This window comes from Xanthomonas bonasiae (assembly GCF_014836395.1).
Classification (GTDB): domain Bacteria; phylum Pseudomonadota; class Gammaproteobacteria; order Xanthomonadales; family Xanthomonadaceae; genus Xanthomonas_A; species Xanthomonas_A bonasiae.
The window spans coordinates 326,599-350,883 of record NZ_JACSQX010000005.1 but is presented as its reverse complement, the minus strand read 5'-3'; the positions used below and the strand labels follow the sequence as shown (position 1 = coordinate 350,883).

23 protein-coding genes and 1 pseudogene are annotated in these 24,285 nt (G+C 69.9%); 6 read left to right on the top strand and 18 right to left on the bottom strand.

From position 1 onward, the window contains the following. Positions 1–163: 163 nt before the first annotated feature. From H9658_RS10330 to H9658_RS10320, 3 genes and pseudogenes are all read right to left on the bottom strand, one after another. A pseudogene (locus tag H9658_RS10330) lies at positions 164–766 on the bottom strand (expansin EXLX1 family cellulose-binding protein); the annotation flags it as partial. 336 nt (positions 767–1,102) lie between these two features. Beyond that, positions 1,103–1,510, bottom strand: coding sequence for a VanZ family protein (locus H9658_RS10325; RefSeq protein WP_369915669.1), 408 nt, complete (start codon positions 1,508–1,510; stop codon positions 1,103–1,105). After that, a complete protein-coding gene (locus H9658_RS10320) occupies positions 1,510–2,694 on the bottom strand; it encodes a class I SAM-dependent methyltransferase (protein ID WP_225209873.1) in 1,185 nt (394 codons plus the stop codon). The genes H9658_RS10325 and H9658_RS10320 overlap by 1 nt, the downstream gene beginning before the upstream one ends. 54 nt (positions 2,695–2,748) lie before the next feature. Between H9658_RS10320 and H9658_RS10315 the strand changes: the two genes are divergently transcribed. Further along, positions 2,749–3,483 (top strand): pteridine reductase, encoded by a 735-nt coding sequence (locus H9658_RS10315; protein WP_191825266.1) that lies wholly within the window; start codon positions 2,749–2,751, stop codon positions 3,481–3,483. A 117-nt stretch (positions 3,484–3,600) separates the two neighbouring features. Here H9658_RS10315 and folK read toward each other — a convergent pair whose 3' ends face one another. Continuing rightward, positions 3,601–4,122: a 2-amino-4-hydroxy-6-hydroxymethyldihydropteridine diphosphokinase gene (gene folK, locus H9658_RS10310; RefSeq protein ID WP_191825265.1), complete on the bottom strand. Its 522-nt coding sequence runs from the start codon at positions 4,120–4,122 to the stop codon at positions 3,601–3,603. 95 nt (positions 4,123–4,217) lie between these two features. On the opposite strand from folK, the gene H9658_RS10305 reads away from it, so the two are divergent. Next, positions 4,218–5,057, top strand: coding sequence for a 20S proteasome subunit A/B (locus H9658_RS10305; protein ID WP_179567313.1), 840 nt, complete (start codon positions 4,218–4,220; stop codon positions 5,055–5,057). Positions 5,058–5,209: 152 nt separating this feature from the next. Here the strand turns inward: H9658_RS10305 and H9658_RS10300 are convergent, their stop codons facing one another. The 5 genes from H9658_RS10300 to H9658_RS10280 all read right to left on the bottom strand — a co-directional run bounded on the left by H9658_RS10300 (position 5,210) and on the right by H9658_RS10280 (position 10,140). Then, on the bottom strand, positions 5,210–6,724 hold the full coding sequence (locus tag H9658_RS10300; protein WP_179567315.1) for an ATP-binding response regulator: 1,515 nt from the start codon (positions 6,722–6,724) through the stop codon (positions 5,210–5,212). Positions 6,725–6,730: 6 nt separating this feature from the next. Further along, on the bottom strand, positions 6,731–7,171 hold the full coding sequence (locus H9658_RS10295) for a response regulator (protein WP_179567317.1): 441 nt from the start codon (positions 7,169–7,171) through the stop codon (positions 6,731–6,733). After that, a complete protein-coding gene (locus H9658_RS10290; protein WP_191825264.1) occupies positions 7,168–8,979 on the bottom strand; it encodes a sensor histidine kinase in 1,812 nt (603 codons plus the stop codon). Before H9658_RS10290 ends, H9658_RS10295 begins: the two co-directional genes overlap by 4 nt. A gap of 201 nt (positions 8,980–9,180) precedes the next feature. Next, positions 9,181–9,546 (bottom strand): hypothetical protein, encoded by a 366-nt coding sequence (locus H9658_RS10285; RefSeq protein ID WP_191825263.1) that lies wholly within the window; start codon positions 9,544–9,546, stop codon positions 9,181–9,183. A gap of 204 nt (positions 9,547–9,750) precedes the next feature. Beyond that, the gene (locus H9658_RS10280; RefSeq protein WP_179567323.1) at positions 9,751–10,140 is read right to left on the bottom strand and encodes a BON domain-containing protein; all 390 of its coding nucleotides are present in this window, start codon (positions 10,138–10,140) and stop codon (positions 9,751–9,753) included. Between the two features lie 156 nt (positions 10,141–10,296). Here H9658_RS10280 and H9658_RS10275 point away from each other — a divergent pair, with 156 nt between their 5' ends. Beyond that, positions 10,297–11,340, top strand: a complete 1,044-nt coding sequence (locus H9658_RS10275) for an oxidoreductase (RefSeq protein ID WP_191825262.1) — start codon at positions 10,297–10,299, stop codon at positions 11,338–11,340. A 13-nt stretch (positions 11,341–11,353) separates the two neighbouring features. Here H9658_RS10275 and gnd read toward each other — a convergent pair whose 3' ends face one another. Both gnd and H9658_RS10265 read right to left on the bottom strand, forming a co-directional pair. Continuing rightward, positions 11,354–12,295, bottom strand: a complete 942-nt coding sequence (gnd, locus tag H9658_RS10270) for a phosphogluconate dehydrogenase (NAD(+)-dependent, decarboxylating) (RefSeq protein WP_191825261.1) — start codon at positions 12,293–12,295, stop codon at positions 11,354–11,356. 69 nt (positions 12,296–12,364) lie between these two features. Beyond that, positions 12,365–13,666: a hypothetical protein gene (locus H9658_RS10265; RefSeq protein WP_191825260.1), complete on the bottom strand. Its 1,302-nt coding sequence runs from the start codon at positions 13,664–13,666 to the stop codon at positions 12,365–12,367. A gap of 216 nt (positions 13,667–13,882) precedes the next feature. On the opposite strand from H9658_RS10265, the gene H9658_RS10260 reads away from it, so the two are divergent. Then, the gene (locus H9658_RS10260) at positions 13,883–14,770 is read left to right on the top strand and encodes a TIGR01777 family oxidoreductase (protein ID WP_191825259.1); all 888 of its coding nucleotides are present in this window, start codon (positions 13,883–13,885) and stop codon (positions 14,768–14,770) included. A 244-nt stretch (positions 14,771–15,014) separates the two neighbouring features. Here H9658_RS10260 and H9658_RS10255 read toward each other — a convergent pair whose 3' ends face one another. The 6 genes from H9658_RS10255 to H9658_RS10230 form a co-directional block, all read right to left on the bottom strand. Further along, positions 15,015–15,383 (bottom strand): glycine zipper 2TM domain-containing protein, encoded by a 369-nt coding sequence (locus tag H9658_RS10255; RefSeq protein WP_179567333.1) that lies wholly within the window; start codon positions 15,381–15,383, stop codon positions 15,015–15,017. Positions 15,384–15,526: 143 nt separating this feature from the next. Then, a complete protein-coding gene (locus H9658_RS10250; RefSeq protein WP_191825258.1) occupies positions 15,527–16,255 on the bottom strand; it encodes a DUF2242 domain-containing protein in 729 nt (242 codons plus the stop codon). Between the two features lie 78 nt (positions 16,256–16,333). Next, complete coding sequence (locus H9658_RS10245) at positions 16,334–17,398, bottom strand: DNA methyltransferase (RefSeq protein ID WP_191825257.1); 1,065 nt, start codon at positions 17,396–17,398, stop codon at positions 16,334–16,336. Next, the gene (locus H9658_RS10240) at positions 17,391–18,497 is read right to left on the bottom strand and encodes a hypothetical protein (protein ID WP_191825256.1); all 1,107 of its coding nucleotides are present in this window, start codon (positions 18,495–18,497) and stop codon (positions 17,391–17,393) included. The genes H9658_RS10245 and H9658_RS10240 overlap by 8 nt, the downstream gene beginning before the upstream one ends. An 8-nt stretch (positions 18,498–18,505) precedes the next feature. After that, positions 18,506–19,930 (bottom strand): nicotinate phosphoribosyltransferase, encoded by a 1,425-nt coding sequence (locus tag H9658_RS10235; protein ID WP_191825255.1) that lies wholly within the window; start codon positions 19,928–19,930, stop codon positions 18,506–18,508. Positions 19,931–19,994: 64 nt separating this feature from the next. Continuing rightward, positions 19,995–21,050: a bifunctional nicotinamide-nucleotide adenylyltransferase/Nudix hydroxylase gene (locus tag H9658_RS10230; protein ID WP_191825254.1), complete on the bottom strand. Its 1,056-nt coding sequence runs from the start codon at positions 21,048–21,050 to the stop codon at positions 19,995–19,997. Positions 21,051–21,273: 223 nt separating this feature from the next. Here H9658_RS10230 and H9658_RS10225 point away from each other — a divergent pair, with 223 nt between their 5' ends. Further along, on the top strand, positions 21,274–22,269 hold the full coding sequence (locus H9658_RS10225; RefSeq protein WP_191825253.1) for a glycoside hydrolase family 53 protein: 996 nt from the start codon (positions 21,274–21,276) through the stop codon (positions 22,267–22,269). Between the two features lie 164 nt (positions 22,270–22,433). Then, positions 22,434–23,312, top strand: a complete 879-nt coding sequence (locus H9658_RS10220; RefSeq protein WP_191825252.1) for an endonuclease/exonuclease/phosphatase family protein — start codon at positions 22,434–22,436, stop codon at positions 23,310–23,312. A gap of 24 nt (positions 23,313–23,336) precedes the next feature. Here the strand turns inward: H9658_RS10220 and H9658_RS10215 are convergent, their stop codons facing one another. Then, positions 23,337–24,251 (bottom strand): LysR substrate-binding domain-containing protein, encoded by a 915-nt coding sequence (locus H9658_RS10215; RefSeq protein ID WP_191825251.1) that lies wholly within the window; start codon positions 24,249–24,251, stop codon positions 23,337–23,339. Positions 24,252–24,285: the final 34 nt, after the last annotated feature.

Genomic DNA, 24,285 nt, shown 5'->3' with positions numbered 1-24,285 from the left:
CCGCGACCGCGCGGGGCGTCCGCAATTGCCCCACGCTGACGATCGCGGCTGAAGCCGCTCCTACAATGAATTCAGCAGGCTATCCGGCGCCGCTCCCGCAGGCGCCGCTCCCCGTCGTCGCTCCGGCGACGGCGCAACGCGCCAGTCCGCGCCACGCCGCCACTCACTTGGCGAACTGCACATGGCCCTCGACGAAGTACACGCCCTTGTCGCCCTGGCTCGGCAACGCCGACAACGTGTCGGTCACCACCTGGCCGCGGATGTCGGTGAGGCGGATCTCCAGCAATTGCGCGCCCATCTGCTCGCCGACGAAATGGTTGTACGGCATCTTCGGCAGGCTGACCCAGGCGCCGTCCTTCTTGTATTCGAACTTGACCACCGGGTACAGGTGATTGCGCACCTGGATCGCGGCCCAGTACTGCGAACTGCCTTCCTTGATCCGGTACACCACGTTGCCATCGATCGGCGCGGCGACCACCTTCCAGCTGATCGGGAGATGCCCGGCACTCATGTCGCCGATCGCGGCGAAGGCATTCGGCGACAGGTCCAGGCCGCAATCGCCGCCCTCCGGATACAGGTCGGTGACGTAGACGGTGGCGGTGCCGCGCGGCCCCTGCACCTGCAGATAGGCGCCGGCCAGCGCGGCGGGGACGCCGCCGTAGTTCATCTGCGCCGGGTTCAGCGCGGTGATCATCGCATCGGCCGGGATCGGATCCAGCAGCACCGCGCCGCCGGAGTAGCCGGAACCGGTATAGGTCGCAGTGCCGTTGCAGATCCCGTCCCAGGCGGCAGCGGCAGGGGTGGCGATGGCGGCCAGGCACAGCCCGGCGAACAGGGTGGTGCTGCACAAGGCGCGGGCGCGACGTGTCGGCATGGGGATTCTCCTCGGCGAAGGCGGCGCCGGCCGCTGGCGTGCGGCCGCCGGCCATGCGCAAGGTGCGCGGTGCGCCGCGCGTCGGCCCGGGCACTGCGCGGGCCGACGCACTCTAGGCCAGGCGCTGCGCGCGCACCGGCACCGCCACCGGGGAAACCGCATCTTGGCCGATGGCGTAGACCGCGGCGCCGGGCCGGCGGCACGGCGCGCGCGAAGCGAAACCGGGCATCAGCCGCGGCGGCGGCGCCCCGCGCCGGTTTCCAACCGCCACAGCAGATCGCGCAGCGGGGTCAGCGCGGTGGCCATGCCCGCCGCCACGCCCAGCGCATCGGCCAGCGCGTCGAACGGATCGGCGGAACGCGTGGTGGTCCACGCGCCCTGCGCGAACTCGATGCCGATGCCGAGCAACAGCAGGCCCAGCGCCGCCCAACGCCAGGCGCGCGGCCCGGCGTAGACCTGCACCGCGCCTGCCGCGAGCAGCAGGTAGGCGGTGAAATGCTCGGCCTTGTCGGTGTCCGGCAGGTCGGACAGCTGCGGCGGGTGCGGCATCATGCACACATAGATCAGCACCAGCACACCCAGCCACCACAGCCCCAGCCACAGCCAGGGCCGGCGGAATGCGCGGACCGCCGCCATCACAGCCGCCAGGTCAGGTCGCCGACCAGGAACGCCGGCGCCAGCGACACATCGCGTTCGAAGCCCATCACCTGGAAGCGCTCGCCCATTTCGCTGGGCAGGGTCAAGCGCTTCACCTGCTCGCGCAGGCGCAGGCGGCCGCGTTCGTCGCTGCGCGCCTCGGCCTCGGCCAGCAGCGCATCCAGGCCGTTGCCGAGCAGGAAGCTGGCCTGGGTGCAGTAGCCGCCCAGTTCGAAACCGGCGCCGGTGCCGGCCTCGGCCAGCGCGGTGAAGTCCACCGACGCGGTCAGGTCCTGCAGGCCCGGCCACAGATAGGGATCGGCATGCGTGCGGTGCCGGTAGAACGCGCGCAGGGTGCCGTCGTCGCGCTGCGGCAGGTAGAACTCGCCGCGCGGATAGCCGTAGTCGACGAACAGCATCGCGCCGCTGCGCAGGCCGCCGGCCACCGCCTGGATCCAGTACGGCAACTGCGGCAGCAGTTCGGAGCGGTAGCCATCGGCGAACGGCGTTTGCAGATAGCGTTCGACATGCCGCACCGCCGCCGCCAGCAGCGGATCGGCCGGCTGCTCGCCGCGGCGGAAGCGGCCTTCGCCGTCCAGGGTCACGGTTTCCTCGAACACCTCGCCGTCGCGCAGGGTGAAGCGCGGCGTCGGCAGCGCGTCGATCACCTCGTTGGCGAACAGCACGCCGTTCCAGTCGTCCTCGAACGGCCGGTCCAGCCACTCCACCAGGTCGAACACCGGCGGGATCAGCGCGCGCTGCAGACGCGCGCGCTGGCGTTCGCGCAGGTCGGCGCTGGGCTCGAGGATGGCGTAGCGCTCGGGCAACGCGTCCAGCGCCAGCAGGCGCTTGAGCATCACCTCGGCGAACGCGCCGCTGCCGCCGCCCACTTCCAGCATCCGCGCCTGCGGCCCGAGCTGCTGCAGCACCGGGGCCAGCGCGTTGGAGACGGTGGCGGCGAACAACGGCCCCAGCTCCGGCGCGGTGACGAAGTCGCCGTCCTCGCCGAACTTGCTGCTGCCGGCGCTGTAGTAGCCGAGGCCCGGCGCGTACAGCGCCAGCTCCATGAAGCGCGAGAACGGAATCGCGCCGCCGCCGGCGGCGATCTCGGCGCGCAGATGCGCGGCCAATCGATCGCTGTGGGCGAGCGCGTCGGCGTCGGGGGTGGGAAAGTCGATAGGCATGCGGCGCTGGATTGCGTGGACAATGCACAGCATAGCCGAGCGTGGAATGCACACATGACCGAGACCAAAGTCGCCCTGATCACCGGCAGCGCACGGCGCATCGGCGCCGGCATCGCGCGGCGCCTGCACGCAGCCGGCTATCGCCTGGCGCTGCACGCGCATACCTCGCAGGCCGAGCTGCAGGCGCTGGCGCAGGAACTGGAAGCCGCGCGCGCCGGCAGCACCCTGACCCTGCACGCCGACCTGCGCGACGCCGCGCAGCTGCCGGCGCTGGTGGCGCAGTGCGTGCAGCGTTTCGGCCGGCTCGATGCGCTGGTCAACAACGCCTCCAACTTCTATCCCACGCCGCTGGCCGAGGCCACGCCGGCGCAATGGGACGACCTGTTCGCGGTCAATGCGCGCGCGCCGCTGTTCCTGGCCCAGGCCGCGGCCGCGCAACTGCGCGAGCACCGCGGCGCGATCGTCAACATCACCGACCTGCACGCCGAGCAGCCGCTGCGCGCGCACCCGCTGTACAGCGCGGCGAAGGCCGCGCTGGCGATGCTGACCCGCTCGCTGGCGCTGGAGCTGGCGCCGCAGGTGCGGGTCAACGCGATCGCCCCGGGCGCGATCCTGTGGCCGGAGGCCGGCAAGGACAGCGCTGCGCAGCAGGCGCTGCTGGCGCGCACGCCGCTGGCGCGGATCGGCCGGGTCGAGGAGATCGCCGAGGCGGTGCGCTGGCTGCTCGACGACGCCGGCTTCGTCACCGGGCAGACGTTGCGGGTGGATGGGGGGCGGGGGCTTTCCTGACGGCTGGGACTTGGGAATGGGGAATGGGGAACAGGCGAGCGCGCCCAGGCCAGTCGTTGCCCAGAGCCACTCATTACCGCGCCATGACAGCCCGAGGCCCCGACCCGGCGTCCGGCTCTACCGATTCTCCATTCCCGATTCCCCACTCCCGGCTTCATCGAGCTCGACCACCTCGAACGCCTCCCCGAACTGCGCATGCGCCTGCCACAGCGCGCCCAGGCGGCGGCCGCTGAGCGGGTCGACGAAGTCGGCGGCGATGTCGGCCAGCGGCTTGAGCACGAAGGCATGGCGCAGTTCCGGGCGCGGGATGCGCAAGTGGCCGGGGCCCTCGACGATGCGGTCGCCGTAGAACACCACGTCGATATCCAGGGTGCGGTCGCTGAAACGCGGGCCGCTGCGGTCGCGGCCATGCGCGTCTTCCAGCGCATGCAGCCAGGCATCCAGCGTTTCCAGCTCCCACTCGGTCTGCAACGACACGGCATTGTTCAGGAACGGCGGGCCGTCGAATCCGACCGCCGGGGTGCGGTAGGTCGGGGACACCGCGATCGGGCCGAAACGCTGCCGCAGCGCACCTATCGCGGCGGGCAGATGCTGGTGCGGGCGCAGATTGCTGCCCAGGCTGAGGAGCACGGTGGTCATGGGATATTCGCGCATGCCGCGGCCGCGACCGTCAACGGGTAGCCAAGCCCGTCCCCCCCGCATAGAATCGAAACGCATTGAACTCCGGCAGCGACATGACTTATTGCGTAGGCATCGAAGTGGACGAAGGCCTGGTCTTCGCCGCAGACACGCGCACCAACGCCTCGCTGGACGACGTCCGCGTGCATCGCAAGCTGCATGTGTTCGAGTATCCGGGGCAGGCGGTGTTCGTGCTGATGTCGGCCGGCAACCTGGCCACCACCCAGCTGGCGATCTCCAAGCTGCAACGCGATGCGGACGATCCGGACGCGCCGCGCAGCCTGCGCTCGTTCAAGCACCTGTTCGAGGTTGCCGAGTACGTCGGCGAGGTCCTGGTCTCCAGCCAGGTCAAGCTCTCCGACCAGTCCCAGCACAGCGGCGTCAGCGTGCAGTCCACCCTGATCCTGGGTGGGCAGATCGCCGGCGAGCGGCCCGGGCTGTACATGATCTACCCGCTGGGCAACGCCATCGCCACCTCCCCGGAGACGCCGTACCTGCAGATCGGCGAGTCCAAGTACGGCAAGCCGATCCTGGACCGCATCATCCGCCCGGAGATGCAGCTGGAGGACGCCGCGCGCACCGCGCTGGTCTCGCTGGACTCCACCATCCGCTCCAACCTGTCGGTCGGCATGCCGATCGACCTGGCGGTGATCCGCCGCAACGACCTGCGCGTCACCGAGCGCCTGCGCCTGGAAGCGGACACGCCGCTGTATTCGGAAATCCACGACACCTGGTCGCGCAAGCTGGAAAACGCGGTGCGCACCCTGCCGCGCTTCCCCTGGGAGCCGGCGCTGACCACCGAAAGCGACACCGACACCCGCGGCGCCCTGCCGCCACTGCCGCCGCGCCGCGTCCCGGCCAGGCGCGACCCGGAAGATCAGTCGTCCCAGCAGTGAAGCCGGGATTGGGGATTCGGGATTGGGGATTCGCAAAAGCGGCGTCCAGGTGTGTGATTGCCCGCGCTAAAGCGCTTTACCTTCCGTGCAACGGTAGTGCCGTTGCCGTCGCTGTTGCCTGAAACGAATCCCGAATCCCCAATCCCGGCCCCTCAACCACTCTCCAACGCATGCGCCACCGCGCGGAACACGCGCTGCATCTCCAGCGGCTTGCGCAGGACGTGCACGGCGATGTCGCGCGGGAAGTGATCGCGCTGTAGGGCCGTACCGGCATCTTCCAGCACGATCGCTGGACCGCGGTAGTCCAGGTCCTGCAGCGCCAGCAGCAGGCTCACCGCCGACAGCAGGATGATGTCGCTGTCCACGATCACCAGATCCGGCATGCCGTGTTCGCGCACCTCGCGCAGCGCCGCGGCGCCGTCGGAGGCCAGCTGCGGCTGGTAGCCCTGGCTGGACAAGGCGTTGCCGAGCAGCGACAGGCGCGTGGCCTCGCCGTCCACCAGCAACACGCGCTGGCCCCTGCCCATCGGCATCGCCGGCTCCGGCTCGGCCGAGGGCGCATGTCCGCGCAGCGGGATCAGCAGTTCGAAGCAGGTGCCCACGCCCGGCGTGCTGTCCACGCCGATGCTGCCGCCGTAGCTTTCGACGATGCGCTTGCACGAGATCAGGCCCAGGCCGGTGCCGTCGGCCTTGGTGGTGAAGAACGGACTGAACAGCTGCGCCTGCGTGTCCGCATCCATGCCCACGCCGGTGTCGCGGACCAGGATCCGCACCTGCTCGCTGCCGTCGGCGCCGATCGCCGGCGCCGCCGAAATGGACAGCGTGCCGCCATCGGGCATCGCCTGGATCGCGTTCAGGCCGAGGTTGAGCAGGCACTGCTGCAATTCGGTGTAGTTGGCCTCGATCGACAGCTCGGCGTCGGCCACGTCCACCTGCAGGCCGACCCGCTCGGGCAGGCTGCTCTTGAGCAGCATCTGCACCGCCTGGAACAGGCCGGCGATGGACACCCGCTCGCTGGGCGTGCGCGAGCCGCGCACGAACGACAGCATCGATTCGGCCATCTCGTGGCCGCGCCGGCCGCACTCGGCGATGACCTCGGCCAGGTGCCGCAGCTGCGGGTCGTCGCTGCGCCCGATCATCAGTTCCGGCACGATCAGCAGCGGCTGCAGGATGTTGCGCAGGTCGTGGCTCAGGCCGGCGGCGAGCATCGCCAGGCTCTCCAGCCGCTGCGCGCGCATGAGTTCGCCCTCGACCCGCTGCCGCTCGCGCTCGGTACGCGCTTCGCGGATCGCGCGCGCCACCGCCGACGGCAACCGGGTCGGGTTGTGCTTGATGATGTAGTCGTTGGCGCCATCGCGCAGCGCCTCCACCGCGGTCTCCTCGCCGATCGTGCCGGAGACGAAGATGAAGGGCACCGACGTGCTGTGCTCGCGCAGTACGCGCAACGCCTGGTGTCCCGAGAAGCCCGGCATGCTCAGGTCCGACAGCACGATGTCCGGGGCGAACTCGCGCAGCGCGACACGCAGCGCGGACTCGCCTTCCACCCGCCGGAAGGTCGCCTCCAGGCCGGCGTCCAGCAACTGGTCGGACAGCAGCTCGGCGTCTTCCGGAGAATCCTCGACCATGAGGATCCGGATCGGTCCGAGCTTGGTGCCGGTCGTAGGCATAGGCGCTTACTCTTTGTCCGGCGCCTGGTTGATCACCGCCCAGAACGTGCCCAGGGTCTTCACCGCAGTGAAGAACTGGTCCACGTCCACCGGCTTGACCACGTAGGCGTTGACGCCCAGATCCCAGCTGCGCGCCAGGTCGCTTTCCTCGCGCGAGGACGACAGGATCACCACCGGCAGGCGCTTGAGCGACTCGTCGGTGCGCACCAGCTTCAGCACTTCCAGCCCGTCCATGCGCGGCATCTTGATGTCCAGCAGCAGCACCGCCGGCAGGCCTTCCTCGCGGTCGGCGTAGGCGCCGCGGCGCAGCAGGTAATCCATCGCCTCCACGCCGTCCTCGACGTGCACGATGGGATTGGCCAGGCGCGCATCGCGCAGCGCATCGACCGCCATTTCGGCATCGGCGGGACTGTCTTCGGCGAGCAGGATGGTGCGGATGGCGGTCATACGGTCAACTCGTTGGTAGGCGCTTCGAGCGCGGGAGGTAAGACGAAATGGAAGGACGCGCCCTGGTCCGGCGCGGCATCGGCCCAGATATGGCCGCCGTGGCGGGTCAGCACGCGGCGCACGCTGGCTAGGCCGATGCCGGTCCCGGTGTACTCGCTGGCCTTGTGCAGGCGCTGGAACACACCGAACAGCTTAGCCGCATAGGCCATGTCGAAACCGGCGCCATTGTCGCGCACGGTGAAGTGGTGGCTGCCGTCGGCTTGCAGCTGATAGCCGACCTCGATCACCGCGACCTCGCGCTTGGCGCTGTACTTGACCGCATTGCCGAGCAGGTTCAGCCACAGCTGACGCATCATGTTCTCGTCGGCGACCAGGATCGGCAGCGGCGCGACGTTCCACTCGATGCGGTGGCCGCTGCCGGCGTGGTCGGACTGCGCGTTGGCATCGAGCACCGAGCGCGTCTCCGCCACCAGCGACTGCATGTCCACCGCCTGCAGGCGCAGCGCGCTGCGGCCCAGGCGCGAGTAGACCAGCAGGTCGTCGATCAGCGACGCCATGCGCCGCGCCGAGGTGCCGATCACTTCCAGATAATGGCGGCTCTTCTCGTCGGCGTCGTCGCCGAGGTGGCGGGCCAGCTTGTCGGCGAAGCCGGCGACATGGCGCAGCGGCGCGCGCAGGTCGTGCGAGACCGAATAGCTGAAGGCCTCCAGTTCGCGATTGACCTCCGAGACCTGCTCCACCTTGCCCTCGAGCTGCCGGTTGAGCATCTGGATGCGCTGCTGCGAGGCCTTCTGCAGGCTGATGTCGCTGACCGTCATCAGCACCACTTCGTCCTCGCTGTCCGGCAGCGGCATGCGCCGCGCGTTCAGCAGCATGGTGCGGCCGACGCCGTCGGCGCCGAGCTGTTCGTGCTCGAAGTCCCACAGCTCGCGCCCGCGCAGCAGCACGTCGGCCAGGCGCTGGCGCACGAGGGGATCCTGCCAGACGCCGTCGCCGACATCGGCCAGCATCTTGGTCGGACGCTCCGGGTCCAGCCCGTACAGCTCGCCGAAGGCGGCGTTGTGCATCAGCATGCGTTGCTCGCTGTCGAGCAGCACGATCGGCTCGCGCACCGTCTGCAGCACCGCGGCGGCGCGGGCATTGGCGCGCAGCATGTGCCGCTCCGCGTCCAGGCGCCGGCCGATCTGCCCTTGCAGCAGCCAGATCACCAGGCCCAGCAGCAGCAACTGCACCGCCAGCGACACCCAGCTGATCGCCGAGGCCAGCATCCGCCGCTGGTCGGCGTCGGCGGTGCGCTCGGCCAGCAGCGCATCCTCGCGCTTCTGCAGTTCGGCGACCAGGCCGCGGATCGGGTTGTCCGCGGTCATCTCCTGGATCAAGCCACGGATCCGGTCCGGGTCGCGGTTCTGGGCAATGCGCGCCGCCAGCAGGCTGCGGCGGTCCAGGGTGCTCTGCAGGCGGCCGATGCGCACCTGCTGGTCGGGGTTGTCGCGGGTCAGCTCGACCAGGCGCGCGATGGTCGGGGGGATCGCCGCGCGCGACTCGCCGAACCGTGCGCGCAGGATCGGCGAGTCGACATCGTGCGACATCGCCATCGCCGCCGACTCCATGTCGCGCATGTCCGCTTCCAACCTGCTGAGCCCCGCCGTGACCTCCTGGCTGTGGCTGACCCAATCGGCCGCACGCAAGGTGCTTTCGCTCATCTGCCGCAACAGCAACGAGGGCAGGATCACGATCAGGACCACCGCCAGCACCAGCAGCGGCAAACGCCAGCGGTCCCAGGCGTCATGTTTGGCGGTGATCTGCATACCTGTTCTTGGAAGATTGAAGACGGCAGCGAAAGCGGGGCGGCATTGTCGCCGATCCGCGCGAGCGCACGATGAATTATTCAGGCTTCGCGCAAGCTCCCCGTCACGACACCTGAATGCGACTCTATCTTAACGATTGGGTACAAAGAAATGGGCGGCTATACGCCGCCCATGGGTCGAGACCATTCGCCCGCATCCGGATCAGCGTGTTGCCGCCCGGACCACGCGGGCGGCGGCGTCGTGCGTCGCGCCGATCAGCGTCCACGACGACATCCCTGCCCGAACCAGCAGGAAATCGGCATGGCTGCGCAGGCGCGCGCGCTCGCCCGTGGTCAGGTCCTTGTCCAGGTCCTGCATCAGTCTGGCGAAGGCGCGCCAGAACCCGGCATCGTCGTGGAAGGTGACCAGCAACATGCCCAGCTTCGATTCGAGCTGGCGCATCGCCAGGAGCAAGGAAGACGGTCGCGGCGGCGCGCCTGTCGAAGAGAGCGCCGTATCCACCGCGTCGAGCGACGCGGGGTGCGTGGCCGCGTGGCTGGACGCGGCTGGAGAGTAAGCATCCAACATGGCAATTCGCCTGGTAGCTGACGTGGCTTGATGATGACTGAACGTGCGTCAATGCAATGCGAAGCGCGGCGAGACGCTGGGTGATGCCCCCCGCACGCGAGTGTGTCGCCCCAAAAAAAACGCACTCCGAAGAGTGCGTCGTAGTGCAGCGGCGGGGCGCGCCTCGTCTCGCACCCCCCGCCGTCACCGATGGCGTGGCGGAGCTCAGTGCTTGGCCGCGCCGGTCACTTTCAGGCCGGTCGAATCGACCTTCTTGACCCCGTCGATCATCTTGGCGACCGACACGGCCTTGTCGCGCTGCGCCTTGCTTTCGACCGCACCGGACAGCTTGACCGTGCCATTGAGCGTTTCGACCTTGATGTCGGTGCCGGAGACGTCCTTGGTCGCGAGCAGATCGGCCTTCACCTTGGTGGTGATCCAGGTGTCGGTGACCGGCTCCTTGGACTCGTGCTTCATGCCGTCGTTGTGGGCCATGGCGGCATGGTCCTTGTCGGCGGTGGTCGGCGGATCGACGGCGAGCGCCTGGCCGGCGGCCAGGGTCAGACCGAAGGCGAGTGCAGCGCTGAGCAGCGTGGGCGACGTGAACTTTTTCATGATGTCCTCCTCCCTTGAAGGTGTGGGCGGAGTGTCTGCGTGGCGGCGTACAAGCGACGTGACCGGCAAATCGCGGCAGCGTGAAAGGCGTGCACGCCGGGTGAAGGCCTTTGCCGGGATACTGTCCTTTCCCGCACTGCCGCCCCTCCGCACGCCATGGATCAGACCTTCAATCTCGCCTTGCTCGGCTACGGCTTCGTCGGCCGCGTGTTCCATGCGCCGTTGATCGCGCACACGCCGGGCCTGCGCCTGCATACCATCGTGTCCAGCCGCCACGACGAGGCGGCCGCGGCCTATCCGCAGGCGCGCATCGTCGCCGACGCGCAGCAGGCCTTCGCCGATCCGCAGATCGATGCGGTGGTGGTGGCCACGCCGAATCAGACCCATGCGCCGCTGGCGCTGGCGGCGCTGGCGCAGGGCAAGCACGTGCTGGTGGACAAGCCGTTCACCCTGGACGTGGACGAGGCGCAGCAGGTCGTCGCCCAGGCGCAACGCGCCGGGCGCATCGTCAGCGTGTTCCAGAACCGGCGCTGGGACGGCGACTTCCTCACCCTGCGCGCGCTACTGGAGGCGGGCACGCTGGGCGAGGTCGCCGAGTTCCACTCGCACTTCGACCGCCATCGCCCGCAGGTCGGCAACCGCTGGCGCGAGCATGCGCTGCCCGGCTCCGGACTGTGGTTCGACCTGGGGCCGCACCTGCTCGACCAGACCCTGCAATTGTTCGGCCTGCCGGAAGCGATCCAGGTCGATCTGGCGCAGCAGCGCCACGGCGCACAGGCGACCGATTATTTCCATGCCGTGCTGCGCTACCCGCGGCTGCGTGCGGTCCTGCATGCCGGCTCGCTGGTCGCGGCGAACGGACTGCGCTTCGCCGCGCATGGCGAGCGCGGCAGCTATCTCAAGCATGGCCTGGATACGCAGGAGGCGCAGTTGCGCGCCGGACTCACCCCGGCCGCGCCGCAGTGGGGCGAGGATCCGCTCGCCGGCCAGCTGACCCTGGTCGCCGACGACGGCAGCGCCACCGCGCACGCGCTGCAGACGCAGCGCGGCGACTATCGGCACTGCTACGCCGGCTTTCGCGAGGCGATGGCCGGACGCGCGCTTGCGCCGGTGGATGCGGCGCAGGCGCTGGCGGTGATGCGCTTGCTCGAACTGGGCCAGCGCAGCGCCGCCGAAGGCCGCACGCTGGCGCTGGCTTGAACCACCGCGCGGCTTATCCGGCCGCGGTCCCGGACGGCGGCACGGTCGGCGTTTCGTGCTTGATCGCGTGCCCGCCGAACTGGTTGCGCATCGCCGACAACAGCTTGTCGGTGAACGAATCGTCGTCGCGCGAGCGCAGCCGTTCCAGCAGCGACAAGGTGATCACCGGTGCGGGAACGTTGAGGTCGATCGCCTCGGCCACCGTCCAGCGGCCTTCGCCGGAGTCTTCGACGTAGGGCGCGATCCCGGCCAGGGTGGGGTTATCGCCCAGCGCATCCGAGCACAGGTCCAGCAGCCACGAACGCACCACGCTGCCCTGTCGCCAGACCTCGGCGATCTGGTGCAGGTCCAGTTCGAACTCCTGCTTGCGCGCCATCAGCGCGAAGCCTTCGGCATAGGCCTGCATCATTCCGTACTCGATGCCGTTGTGGACCATCTTGGTGAAGTGGCCGGCACCGCTGGGACCGACCCGGCCCCAGCCGGCATCGGTGGCCGGCGCCAGGGTGGCGAACAGCGGGTCGAGCCGGCTGACCGCCGCTTCGTCGCCGCCGATCATCAGGCTGTAGCCTTCCTTCAGCCCCCACACGCCGCCGCTGGTGCCGCAATCGACATAGGAGATCCCGTGCGCGGCCAACTCGGCGGCACGGCGCATCGAATCCTTGTAGTACGAATTGCCGCCGTCCACGACCACGTCGCCCTCGGCCAGCAGCGGCAACAGCGCGGCCAGGGTGTCGTCGACGATCTTGCCGGACGGCACCATCAGCCACACCGCACGCGGCGCCGGCAGTGCCGCGACCAGCGCCGCCATCGAGTCCGCCGTCTCCACGCCGCGCTGCTGCGCCGCGCTGCGCGCCGCCTCGCCCAGGTCGAAACCGACCACGCGGTGGCCGCCACGCACCAGCCGCTCGGCCATGTTCGCGCCCATCCGGCCCAAGCCTACAAGTCCCAGTTCCATGCGTCTGTCCTAGCTCGAAGTGAGGCCCATTAGGGTCGCACGAAGCGCAGCGCCGCGGCTGACGCGCAGCTAAGGCGATGGCGTCTGCGCGGCCTGCGCGCAGGCCTGCAACTGGTGGTCGCGCCAGCGCCGGTACAAGGTGGTATGCAGGTTGTGCAGGGTCAGGTCGATCGCGAACGGGGTGCGCGGATTGCGGTCCAAAAGGCGCGCCACGTGGTAGCCGATCGGCTTGGTGCCCTTGGGATGCACGTACACGTCGAAGCCCCGGTAGAAGGGATCATCGAGCAGCGCATCGATCTGCGCCAGGACACTGCGTTGCGCTGGCGACAAGCTCGCGCGCAGCGCGGGGTCGCGTTCGAACAGCAGTTTCTCGAAGCGCTCGCGGCCGGGTCCGCGCAGCGCCTGCGCCAGTTCCCAGATGCGCCGGTTGCTGGCGTCGTAATGGGCGAAGCCGCCATGCCGGCGCAACGCCGCCGCCGCGTCGGCGCTGACCGCCACGACCACGAAGTTCTCCGCCTGGTTGTTGATGTCGTCCAGGTAGCGGCGCTCGAACACGTGGGCGATGAAACCGGGTGCGCCGAGGAAGGCGGCGCCACCCAGCTGCGAGGTCTTGACCGCCTTGCCGTCGGCGAAGAACTCGCCGGCATGCGCGCCGAGCAGGATGCTGTCGGTGTCGTGCAGGGTGAGGAAGGTGCCGATCGACAGTTCCCCGGCACTGAACGCGCGATCGAAGCCGGCATCGCCGTAAAGCTCGCGCTGCGTGGCGAGCTGCGCGATCTGCCGGCCGACGCCGCACTCCGAGCGCACGTGGCCGCTGTAGAACGCCTCGATCGCGCGCGCATTGCCCTGCGCCGGACGGTAGCCGCGGCCGAAGCTGCGGAAGCGCTGCCAGCCCTGCCGGCGCGCGCCGCCCGGACCGAATCCGATCCAGCCCAGTTGCAGCGCGCTGAAGCGGTAGCCGGGATTGCCCTGCAGATGCGCCACCGCGCGCTGAGTGGCCGCGCCGAGCAGCAGGAAATAGCCGCACTGCGTGGCCGGCGTCTCCAGCAGCGCGCGCAGGGCGTCGCGCCGTTGCGCCGGGTTCCACTGCGCCGGCAACGCCGCCTGCAGGTCGCCGTGCGCCTGTGCGTCGGCCAGCGAACTGCGTTCGCACGGCGCACCCGGCAGCAGCCTCGGCTGCGCGGCTGGCGTGCTGTCGATGCGCCAGCCGAGCTGGCGCAGCAGTGCGGCGAGACAGTCGGCGCTGGCCTGGTCGGCCGGCTCGGCCGGTGCGGCGAGTGCACCGCCGCTGGCCAATGCCAGCACCAGCAGCAGGCGCGCGGCGAAACGGCATCGGCGCGGCGCTGGCGGGTTCGGAGTCGAGACGGTCATGGCGCGAGCATGGCAGATGCGAAAGAGGACAGTGGCAGGATGCATGGCCGCGCGGCGGCACGCACACGCGGGTGCGCAGCGTGACGCGCGCGCGGTGCACGCGCCGCGAAGCCCTGCGCCGCAGCGACGCGCATGGCAGCCATCGGCAGGCGTATTCACTCTGCTGCCATGCCGACCGGCCCTACACTGCCGCTCCCCGCTCGCGGAACCCTCCTCATGCATGTGCTCGTCACCGGCGGCACCGGATTCATCGGCCGCGCACTGTGCCCTGCCCTGCTCCAGGCCGGACACCAGGTCAGCGTGCTCAGCCGCGACGCGGCGCGTGCGACGCGTGCGCTGCCCGGCGTGCAGGCGCTGCAAGACCTGCAGGGCGCGGCGCCGGCGCACGCAGTGATCAATCTCGCCGGCGAACCGCTCAGCGACGGCCGCTGGAACGAGACCCGCAAGCGCCGCTTCCGCACCTCGCGCATCGGCACCACCCGCGCGCTGCTCGACTGGATCGCGCAGCTGGACCCGGCACAACGTCCTGCCTGCCTGCTCTCCGGCTCGGCGATCGGCTATTACGGCGACCGCGGCAACGACCTGCTCGACGAACGCAGCCCGGCCGGCGAGGACTTTGCCGCGCACCTGTGCCGCGACTGGGAAACAGAGGCGTTGCGCGCGCAGACGCTGGGCGTACGCACCAGCCTGGTCCGCACCGGCGTGGTGCTCGGCCGCGACGGCGGCGCGTTGTCGCGGATGCTGCCGCCGTTCCGGCTCGGCCTGGGCGGGCGCATGGGCGACGGCCGGCAATGGATGAGCTGGATCCATCGCGACGATCACGTCGGCCTGTTGCTGTGGCTGCTGCAGCACGGCGGCGAAGGCGCCTACAACGCCACCGCCCCGACCCCGGTGACCAATGCCGATTTCGCCCAGCAGCTCGGCCAGGCGCTGCACCGGCCGGCGCTGCTGCCGGCACCGGCCACGGCGCTGCGCCTGGCCTTCGGCGAGATGGCCGACCTGCTGCTGGGCAGCCAGCGGGTGTTGCCGACGCGCGCGCAGCAGGAAGGCTACGTGTTTCGCTATCCGGAGCTGGGGGGCGCACTGCGCGAAGTGATCGGATAGGGCCGGTAAAGCGCCAACCTGCCCCTGCAGGAGCGGCTTCAGCCGCGACCGGGCATTCCCGGCAACGCCCTGTCGCGGCCGAAGCCGCTCCTACACAAGGCCTGGCGAGCCGCGCCGCGGCATCCCAGCGCACTGCACACAGCCGCACGCCTCGACAATAAAAAACGCCCCGGCGGATGCTGCCCGCCGGGGCGTTTTTTGCTTGCCTGCCGAGCGCGCCGCGATGGCCGATCGCGGCGTGGACTCAGTAGCGCTTGCAGACGGTCTCGACGCGGCGGTTGCCGTTGGCCTGCTGGCGCTGGCCCTGGATGTAGCGCCCGGTGGCGCCGCCGGCGACCGCGCCGCCGACCGTGGCCAGCTTCTTGCCGTCGCCCTTGCCGATCTGGTTGCCGAGCAGGCCGCCGATCGCCGCGCCGGCCACGGTGCCGCCGATGCGGTTCGGATCGGTGTTGTTCTTCTGCACCGCCACCTTCTTGCAGTGCACGCGGGTGCCGTCGTTGAAGCGGCGTCCGGCGTCTTCCGGCCCGTAATGGCGCTGCGCCTGCGCGAGCGGCGCGGCAGCAGTGGCGATTGCGAGGATGCTCAGACACACGGCGGATTTGAAAGTGTTCATGCTGGTTGCTCCTGGGTGGCGGAGCCGATGCCTGTTGCAGGCATCGCACTCCCGACGGGGCCACCTTTGCACCGCGATTGCGAATGAATCGTGAAGCGAAATGCCCTCTATTCAGCTTCCGCAGCCGCGGATGAACGCATGCCTCAGCGCGGCGTGGTGCCGTCGCTGACCACGGGCGCGGCAGCGGGCGCGGGCGTAGCTTCCGCCACCGGCGTCGCTGGCACTGCTGCAGGTGCAGGTGCCGCCGGCACTGCTGCTGCCGGTGCCGGTACAGGCGCCGGTACCGCAGCGGCCGGCTCGGGCTTGGGCGCTGCCGCCGGCGGCGGCTCCGGCGGCGCGGCCGGCTTGGCCTTCGGCAGGTACTGCGCCATGAGTTCGAAGAAGCGCTTGTAGAAATCGCTGTCCTGCACCGTGCTGCTGGCCACGCGCACCAGCGAGTCGTCGCTGCTGCCGACCGGCAGCGACACCGAGCCGAGCACGCCGACGCCGACGCTGGCCGAGGTCGCGCTCTTCTTCAGCGCATAGCGGTCCTGCAGCGCGCTGACGAACACCCAGGACTCGTCCGCGCCGTGCGCCACGCACGACACGCGCAGCTCCAGCTGCTCGTGCGACTCCTGGTTGGGCTGGAAGTTCTTGGTGCCTTCGACCGCATCGGCGGTGGCCTTGGCGACCACGTAGCCCTGGCTCAGCAGCGCGCGCCGCGCCGATTCGCAGGCCTGGCCCGGCTGTACCGGATAGCTGCGCGAATAGGTGTTGTCGGAGTTGAAGGTCTCCTTCACCAGGTTGTCCTGCTTGCGGGCGAAGCAGCCGCTCAGGCCGATCGCGACCAGCACGAGCGCAGGAAAGGCGAGGACGTTGGACGAAGCGGACATGGCCGTGGACCGAAAGGAAGGAACCGGCCAAGGATAGCCGCAAGCGTGTCGAGGCGGCCTTGATGCCGCCGCCAGCGCTCATCCCGCGGTTAGCGAGCCAGGCACCGGCTGCAGCGACAGGTCCACCCGCAGCAGGCCGCCGCCGCGGTCGCGGCGTTCGGCGCGCAGGTAGTGGTAGGCGTCGAGCAACGCCAGCGTCGGCGGCGCCGCCAGCGGCTCGCCCCACAGAGTGAGCCCGAAGCCGCGCGCGCGCAGCCAGTCCAGCAGTCGTTGCAGCTGGCCGAGGTCGCGCGGCAGCAGCAGGTCCACGTCGCCGGGCGGGCGCACGGCCGTGCCCGGATCGGCGAGCCAGAGCGGATAGCTGCCGTGCACGGCGTAATCGAACCCGTCCGCGCGCAACGCGGCCAGCAGCTCGGCGCTGCCCGGCAGGTCGATCGGTTCGCGCCGCTTCTGGAAGACCAGCGCGTACTCATGGCTGCGGTCGCTGCGCGTGTCGCCGGGCGCCAGCGGCTGCACGCTCTCGCGCGGATAGCACAGCACCCGTTCGGCACAGGGCACGAACAGGCTGCCCAGCACCCGCGCCAGGTCCCAGGCCTGCGGCACGCACACGCCGCCGACCTCCACGTTCTCGACCATCGCGATGCAGAAGCCGTCGTCGCGCAGGGCGCGGCGCACCGCATGGAACACCGCGCGCAGCCCGCCCAGGTAAGCCGCGTAGTCGGGGCTGGCATACAGCTGGCCCGGTGCCGTCGCGCCCGGCCAGTCGCAACCGAAGTACGGCACGTTGGTCAGGCACAGGTCGATCGGCTCCTCCAGCGCGAGCTGCGGCAGCGCGCCGGCCCGGACCTCGGCACGCAGCCCGAGCCGCTGCAGGCGTTCACGGGCCAGCGCCGCGCGCCCCGCGTCGATCTCCAGCCCCAGTCCGCGCCGGCCCTCCAGTTCGGCGGCGAGCAAGGTGCTGCCGAAGCCGCAGAACGGATCCAGCACGCAGGCGTCCGGCGCGCTGAACTGGCGCACGAACGGACGCATCTGGCTGACCCAGCCGCAGTCGCGCGCGCCCAGCGGATCGCGCTGGCGCAGGTCCTCGGGCAGCCGGTGTTCGGGCGGATCCGGCGGCGGCGTCCACCAGCTGCGGCTATCCATGGCCGGCCCGCCACAGCAGATCGCGATCCGGCTGCCAGCCCGCGCACAGCCGGCCGTCGGCGAAGAACACCAGCTTGTAGATGTCGCCGCTGTCGTGGCGCGCCTGCATGGCGGCATAGTCGGAGGTCTCGAACACCACCTCCATGCCCTCGGCGGTGACCATGCGCAGGTTCCAGAAGTAATAGCCCTCGGTGATCTGCAGCGGCCGCAGCGTGCGCCACCACGGCGTGGCCATGCATGCGGCCACGACCTGCTCCACGCCAACCCGCGCCTGCGCCAGATAGCGCTGGGTGCCGCCGGTGCGGTAGCCGTCGCCGAGCCGCGAGAACTCGCGGAAGATCACCGTGGTCGCGCCGCACTGGCGTGCCCAGCGCAGGTAGCCGGCAACGCCGTCGGCATCGGCGATGCCGCCGTGCTGCAGGATGCATACCAGGCGCAGCGGCAAGGCGGCGGCGATGCGTTGCGCGGTGGCGACGAAGACCTGCGCATCGGCGATCGCCTCGCCGTCGCGGAAGCGCATGATCGCGTCGTTGCCGGCCTGCTGCGGATGGTGCCGCGACAACTCCACCCACGACAGCCGGAAGCGTTGCAGCGCGTCCAGCAACGCATCGCCCTTGCTGCGAGCGAAACCCGCGCCGTTGCTGTACAGCACGCGCTGCTCGACCAGCAACCCATCGCGTTCGGCCTCGCCCAATGTCTGCAGCAGTTGCAGGAACCAGGCTTCGTCGTCGGTCATCTCCAGCCCCGACAGCGAGTGCGACAGCGGCAGCCCGGACAGCTGCGCCACTCCCTGCCGCAGCATCGCGAAATAGTCCGGCGGCGGCCGCAGGCTGGCCGCGGCGGTGCCGCCTACCTGCGGGCGCAGCGTTTCCGAACAGAAGCGGCAACGTGCCGAACACGGCCGCACCGACGCGTACGGGGTGAAGGTGACCGGCTGCGCGACGCGGTAGTCGCGCCCGCCGATGCGCTGCACCCGCCAGCGCGCGGCATCGGCGGCGGCCGGCACCCGCCATTCCAGGTGCGGCATGCCGGCGCGCAGTGCGGCGAACAGCGGCGAGGCGCCGCTCAGCGGCGGCGCGAACTCCATGCTGGCGTCCATGCCGGCACCTACAGACGCGCGGCGTTCGCGTGCTCGCGCACTTCCGCCAGGCTCCAGTCGTGCAGCAGGCGGCCGTTTTCCCACACCGTGACCATCGCGTCGTCGTAGCCGGCAGGCCGGGCCAGTTCGTCCAGCGACGCGGCCGTGGCCGGCACCGGCTCGGTGCGGTAGCCGCCGTATTCGCGATGGCGCAGCAGGCTCATGCGGCCGCGCTTGCTGAGCTTGCCCTTGTCGGTGATCGGGTCCTTGTAGACGTCGATCCACGCGCCGTCCACGCGCGCGGCCGAGCACTTCAGCGCGAACTTCTGCGTATCGCGGTCCAGCCGCTGCAGCAGCGCGCCGCCCATGCCGAAGGCGACGTTGTCGGTGGCGTAGCCGGCGCTGGTGACGCGCTCCAGGATCGCGCGGATGCTGGTCGGGTTGACCCCGTCGCCCTGGATCACGCGCACGTGGTTGAGCACCTTGTAGCCCTTGCCGTTGACGCTGTGGCCGAAGGCCTCGTCGAGCAGTTCCAGGCACTGGTGCACCACCGCGACCGGGTCGCCGGAATCGGGGCGGATCACCACGGTGGCGCCGGAGGCGATCACCTCTTCGCGCAGCGTGGTCCCCCAGTGTTCGCGGATCGCGTGGAAGATGTCGTAGCTGTCCGACACCACCGCGACAATGCCGCCGGGCTTGCCGAACTGCCGGAGCATGTTGCGGTACGCGTCCACTTCGCGCTCGCGGCCCCAACTGGTGATGGTGCTGTGCTCGGCGGCCGGGATCGAATAGCCGGCCATCGGCTCGTGGTAGTGCGCGCGCGCCAGCAACAGGCCGGACACGGTATCGGTGCCGAGGAAGTTGACCAGGTGCGCGGCGCCGCCGATCGCCGCCGACTCCAGGCTGGACACGCCGCGCGCGCCGAAGTCGTGCAGCTTGAACGGCAACTGCCCTTCCGGATCGTCGCTGGTGCGTTCCAGGAACTGGCGGATGGTCTGCTTGGCGTGCCAGCTGACCGTGGCCACGGTGACCGGATACCAGATGCGCAGCAGCAGCGTTTCCAGGTACGACGGCACCCAGTAGGCCTGCGCGTCGGTGGACTCGATGGTCATCAGCGCGTTGTGGGTCGGCACCACGCTGCCCTCGGGCACGGCGCGGATGCGGATCGGCAACTGCCCGCCGAGGCGATCGACGATGTCGCGCCAGCCGGCCTCGTTGAACGGCTCGCCGTGCGCGGCGAACAGGTCGCGCGCCTCGTCGACGTCGGCATGGGTGATGGCGCGGCCCAGCGCCTCCTTGAGGATCGACTGCAGACCGAAGAACACGGTGCGGTCGTAGACGCCGCCGCGCGATTCCACATAGAAGAACGTGGCATCGGTGCCGGCCGGATATTGCAGCCAGTGACTGGCCTTGTAGCTGTCGGTGTTGAGCAGCAGGTTGTTCAGGCATTGCATGACGGGAAGCTCCTTCGCGTCGGGGGAAGGCCAGCGGTCTGTCCGCCGGCCGGGAAAGCCGCGGTCAACCGCGGCCCAGGAAGAATTCGAGCAGGTGCAGGTGGTCTTCGAACAGTTTCGGGCCCATGCCCAGCACTTCGCTGACCGGAATCCAGCGCGCCTTGTCGGCGTCGTCGCCGCCGCGCACCTCGGGCAGTTCGCCGAAGGTGAATTCGAAGTGGAAGGCATGGGTGATGGTGCGCCCGCGCAGGCTGCGCTCGGGATGGTCGAACACATGGCGGTTCTTCAGCGAGCCCTTCAGTACCGGCACCGGGATCTTCAGCCGGGTTTCCTCGCGCAGTTCGCGCAGGCAGGCATCGAAGATGCTCTCGTGCTGGCCGACGAAGCCGCCCGGCAGCGCCCACAGGCCCTTGCCTGGCGCCGCGCGGCGCCGCACCAGCAGCACGTGGCCCGAATGCACCACCACCGCATCGGCGGTGACGAAGGTCGGCGGATACGGCGCCTCCTTCCAGGCCGCGCGGTACTGCTCGATGAACTGGTATTCGGCGAGCAGTTCCGCATACGACGGCGAGTTCTTGCGGAATGCCTCGAGCATGTCGAACACCGGCGCCGGCACGTTGCCGCGCAGCATCAGCAGCGCGCCGTGGAAATCGATGCTGCCGGCCTCGAACAGGTAGCGGCGCAGCTCGGTCGCCGACAGCGTCTCGGTGTGCTGCACGTCGACCAGCGGCCACTGCGGGAATTCGCGCAGGTAATAGCTGCTGGCGTCCTTGTCCATGCCGACCAGGCCGATGCGCGCCTCGCTGGCGCCGCCATCGGCGCGCACCGCCTCGGCCACCGCCGACTGCACCGCGGCGATCCATTGGCTCTCGTTGTACAGGTGGTCGCGCAGCGGGCGCAGGATCAGGCGCTCGGCGGCGCCCTCGAGCGCGGCCTGGATCATGACGCTGCGTTCGGCCACCGTCCACGGATTGCGGATGGTGCGCGGGGTTTCGGCCGAGCCGATCAGGAAGATGAGTTTCTGCGCACGCGCCAGGGCGTGGCGGGCAACGGCGGCGTGGCCGTTGTGGAAGGGCTCGAAGCGCCCGATGAAAACAAGATAGTCGTATTCCATGAGCATCCCTCACGGTGATTGGAGTCGCCGCGGGTCTGTCCCTTGGCGTGCGACAAATGCTACGCCAATGGGCGAAGGCGTCAAGTGCCGCGCCAGGCGCCGCTGTCGCCATGCGTAGACACCCTGCGCTGCAACGCGCGTGGCGCGCGCGATCGCGCTAGCCTCGCGCACGCCCCGGCCCGCGCCGCAGGCAGCGTTTTTTCCGGCACTCCATCATCGCGAGGAACCTATGAACGGATCGAGCAAGGGCATGTGCGCATGGCTGGCGCTGTTGCTGACTTGTCTGTGCGCACCGGCGGCGGCGCAGAGTTTCGCCAAGGGCGCGGACGTGAGCTGGATCGACCAGCAGGAGAGCAGCGGCCGCGTGTTCCGCAATGCCGCGGGCGCGAACGCCGACTTCTTCGCGTTGCTGAAGGGCACCGGCGTCAACGCAATCCGGCTGCGCGTCTGGGTCAATCCCAAGGACGGCTGGTGCGACGGCGCCGACGTGCTGAACATGGCCAAGCGGGCAAAGGCGCAGGGCATGCAGATCATGATCGACTTCCACTACAGCGACAGTTGGGCCGATCCCGGACAGCAGACCAAGCCCGCGGCGTGGAGCGGCGATGCATTCTCCAAGCTGGTCACCGACGTCTACGCGCACACCAGCGGCATCCTGTCGTATCTCAAATCCAACGGCATCAACGTCAGCTGGGTGCAGGTCGGCAACGAGATCAACAGCGGCATGCTGTGGCCGGACGGCAAGACCCCCAACTTCGGCAATCTCGCGCAGTTGATCAACAGCGGCTACAACGCCAGCAAGTCGGTCTATCCCAATGCCAAGGTGGTCGTGCATCTGGCCAACGGCTACGACAACCCCACCTTCCGCTGGTTCTTCGACAGCCTCAAGTCCGCTGGCGGCAAGTGGGACGTGGTCGGCATGTCGCACTATCCCTCGAGCAGCGGCTGGCAAAGCGCGAACACGCAGATCGCCAGCAACATGCGCGACATGGTGGCGCGCTACGGCGCGGACGTGATCGTCAGCGAAGTGGGCATGGACTGGCAGCAGGACGCGGCGACCCGCGCGATGCTGGCCGACCTGGTCGCCAAGACCCGCGCGGTCGGCGCGCATGGGCTGGGCGTGTTCTATTGGGAACCCGATGCGTATCCGGGCTGGCAGGGCTATACCAAGGGCGCGGTGAACAACAACGGGCAGCTTACCCAGGCGCTTGCGGCGTTCCAGTAACGCATGCGGCGCCTCGCGCGGATGCGCGGCGGGCGGGGCGCGCCGCGTGCGGCGTGCGCCGAGGCAAGCAGTGTGGCGTCACGAGCGCGGCACAATCCGCGACTGGCTGACGGTCACATCGGCATGCCACCATTGGCGCGATCCCCACCGCCAGACCTGTCGCCATGTCCACATTTCCGTTGTCACCGCGTTCGCTTGGGTTGCTGCTGTTGCTCGCACTGGGCGCAGTGTTCGCCCCGGCGCAGGCGCGCGCCCCATCGCACGAGGCGCCAGCCACACTCAAGGTGATGAGCTTCAACGTGCGCGTGCCGGTGGATACCGACGGCGACAAGCGCTGGGAGATCCGCCGCAGTGCGATGGCCGCGCTGATCCGCGCGCAGCATCCCGACGTGTTCGGTACCCAGGAGCTGGTCAAGCTGCAGGCCGATTACCTGGCCGCGCAACTGCCCGACTACCGCTGGTTCGGGCGCAGCCGCGACGGCAGCGAGGACGGCGAGCGCATGGGCGTGTTCTACGACAGCCGCCGCCTGAAGCTGATGGAATCGGGCGACTTCTGGCTGTCGGACACGCCAGACGTGGTCGGCAGCATCAGCTGGGGCCACCCGCTGCCGCGGATGGTGAACTGGGGCCTGTTCGAACGCATCGCCGACGGACGCCGTTTCTACCTGTTCGACACCCACCTGCCGTACCGCGACGAAGACGAGGCCGCGCGCGCCAAGGGCGCCGCGCTGCTCCTCGCGCGCGTGCAGGCGTTGCCGGCCGACGTGCCGGTGGTGATCACCGGCGACTTCAACACGGCGCCGGATTCGCCCACCTACCGCACGCTGGTTCCGGCGCTGGCCGACGCGCGCAAGCAGGCACCGCACGCGCTGGGACCGGAAGCGACCTTCCACGATTTCACCGGCCATCCCGATCGGCGCATCGACTGGATCCTGTCGCGCGGATTGCGCGCCACCCACTTCGCCACGCTCGACGCGCGGCCGCAGGGACATTGGCCGTCGGACCACTTCCCGGTGGAAGCCGAGTTCGCCTGGCCGCAGTGAGGTCCATCGCGTGCGCGCGGGACGTCATCCCGCGCCGGTGGCCGCTGCGCCATCGGCGTGCGCACACAGCCAGTCCAGCACCTGACGCACCGCCGGCGCCGGCGCCGGTGCGGGCCGCCACACGATCGACAACTGCCGCGCCGCCCACGGCTCCTGCAATGGCACCGCGACCAGGTGTTCGCGCACGCTGACCCGGGCCAGCGCGGCCTGCGGGAGGATCGCCACGCCGGCGCCGCGCGCCAGCATCCGGCACAGCGGTTCGATGCCGTGCACGTGGGCGCGGATGCGCAGCTGGCCGCCGGCGCGCGCGGCCTGCGTGCGCAGATGCCGCTGCAGCGCGCTGTCGTCGGCCAGGCCGAGAAACTCCGCCTGCCATAGCTGCGCCAGGCGCAGCTGCGGCGCGCGCGCCAGCGGATGCGTGGCGGCCGCCACCAGCACCAGCCGGTCCCGGCGGAACGCCTGCGCGTGCAGGCCGGCCAGGTCGGCATGGTCGGCGATCACCGCCAGGTCGGCCCGCTCCTCGCGCACCGCGTCGGCCGCCGCGCTGCTGCCCTGTTCGCGCAAGGCCAGGTCGATGCGCGGATGCGCGACCAGGAACTCAGCCAGCAGTTCGGGCAGCCACTCGTACAGCGCCGCGGTATTGGCCAGCAGCCGCACCGTGGCCTGGTTGGCGCCGGCGTGCTCGCCCAGTTCGGCACGCATCGCCTCGGCCTGGCGCAGCAACTGCCGCGCGTGCCGCAACAGCGCGGCGCCAGCCGCGGTCAGGCTCACCCCGCGGCGGCCACGCGCGAACAGCGCCGCACTGGCCTGCAGTTCCAGCGCGCGGATGCGCGCGCTGGCTGCGGCCAGCGACAGCGCGGCGCGGTCGGCGCCGGCAGTGATGCTGCCGGCCTCGGCCACCGCCACGAACAGCCGCAAGTCGATGAAATCCAGGTGCATCGCCGCTCCAGCCTTCGTCGTTGCCGAAGTCTGC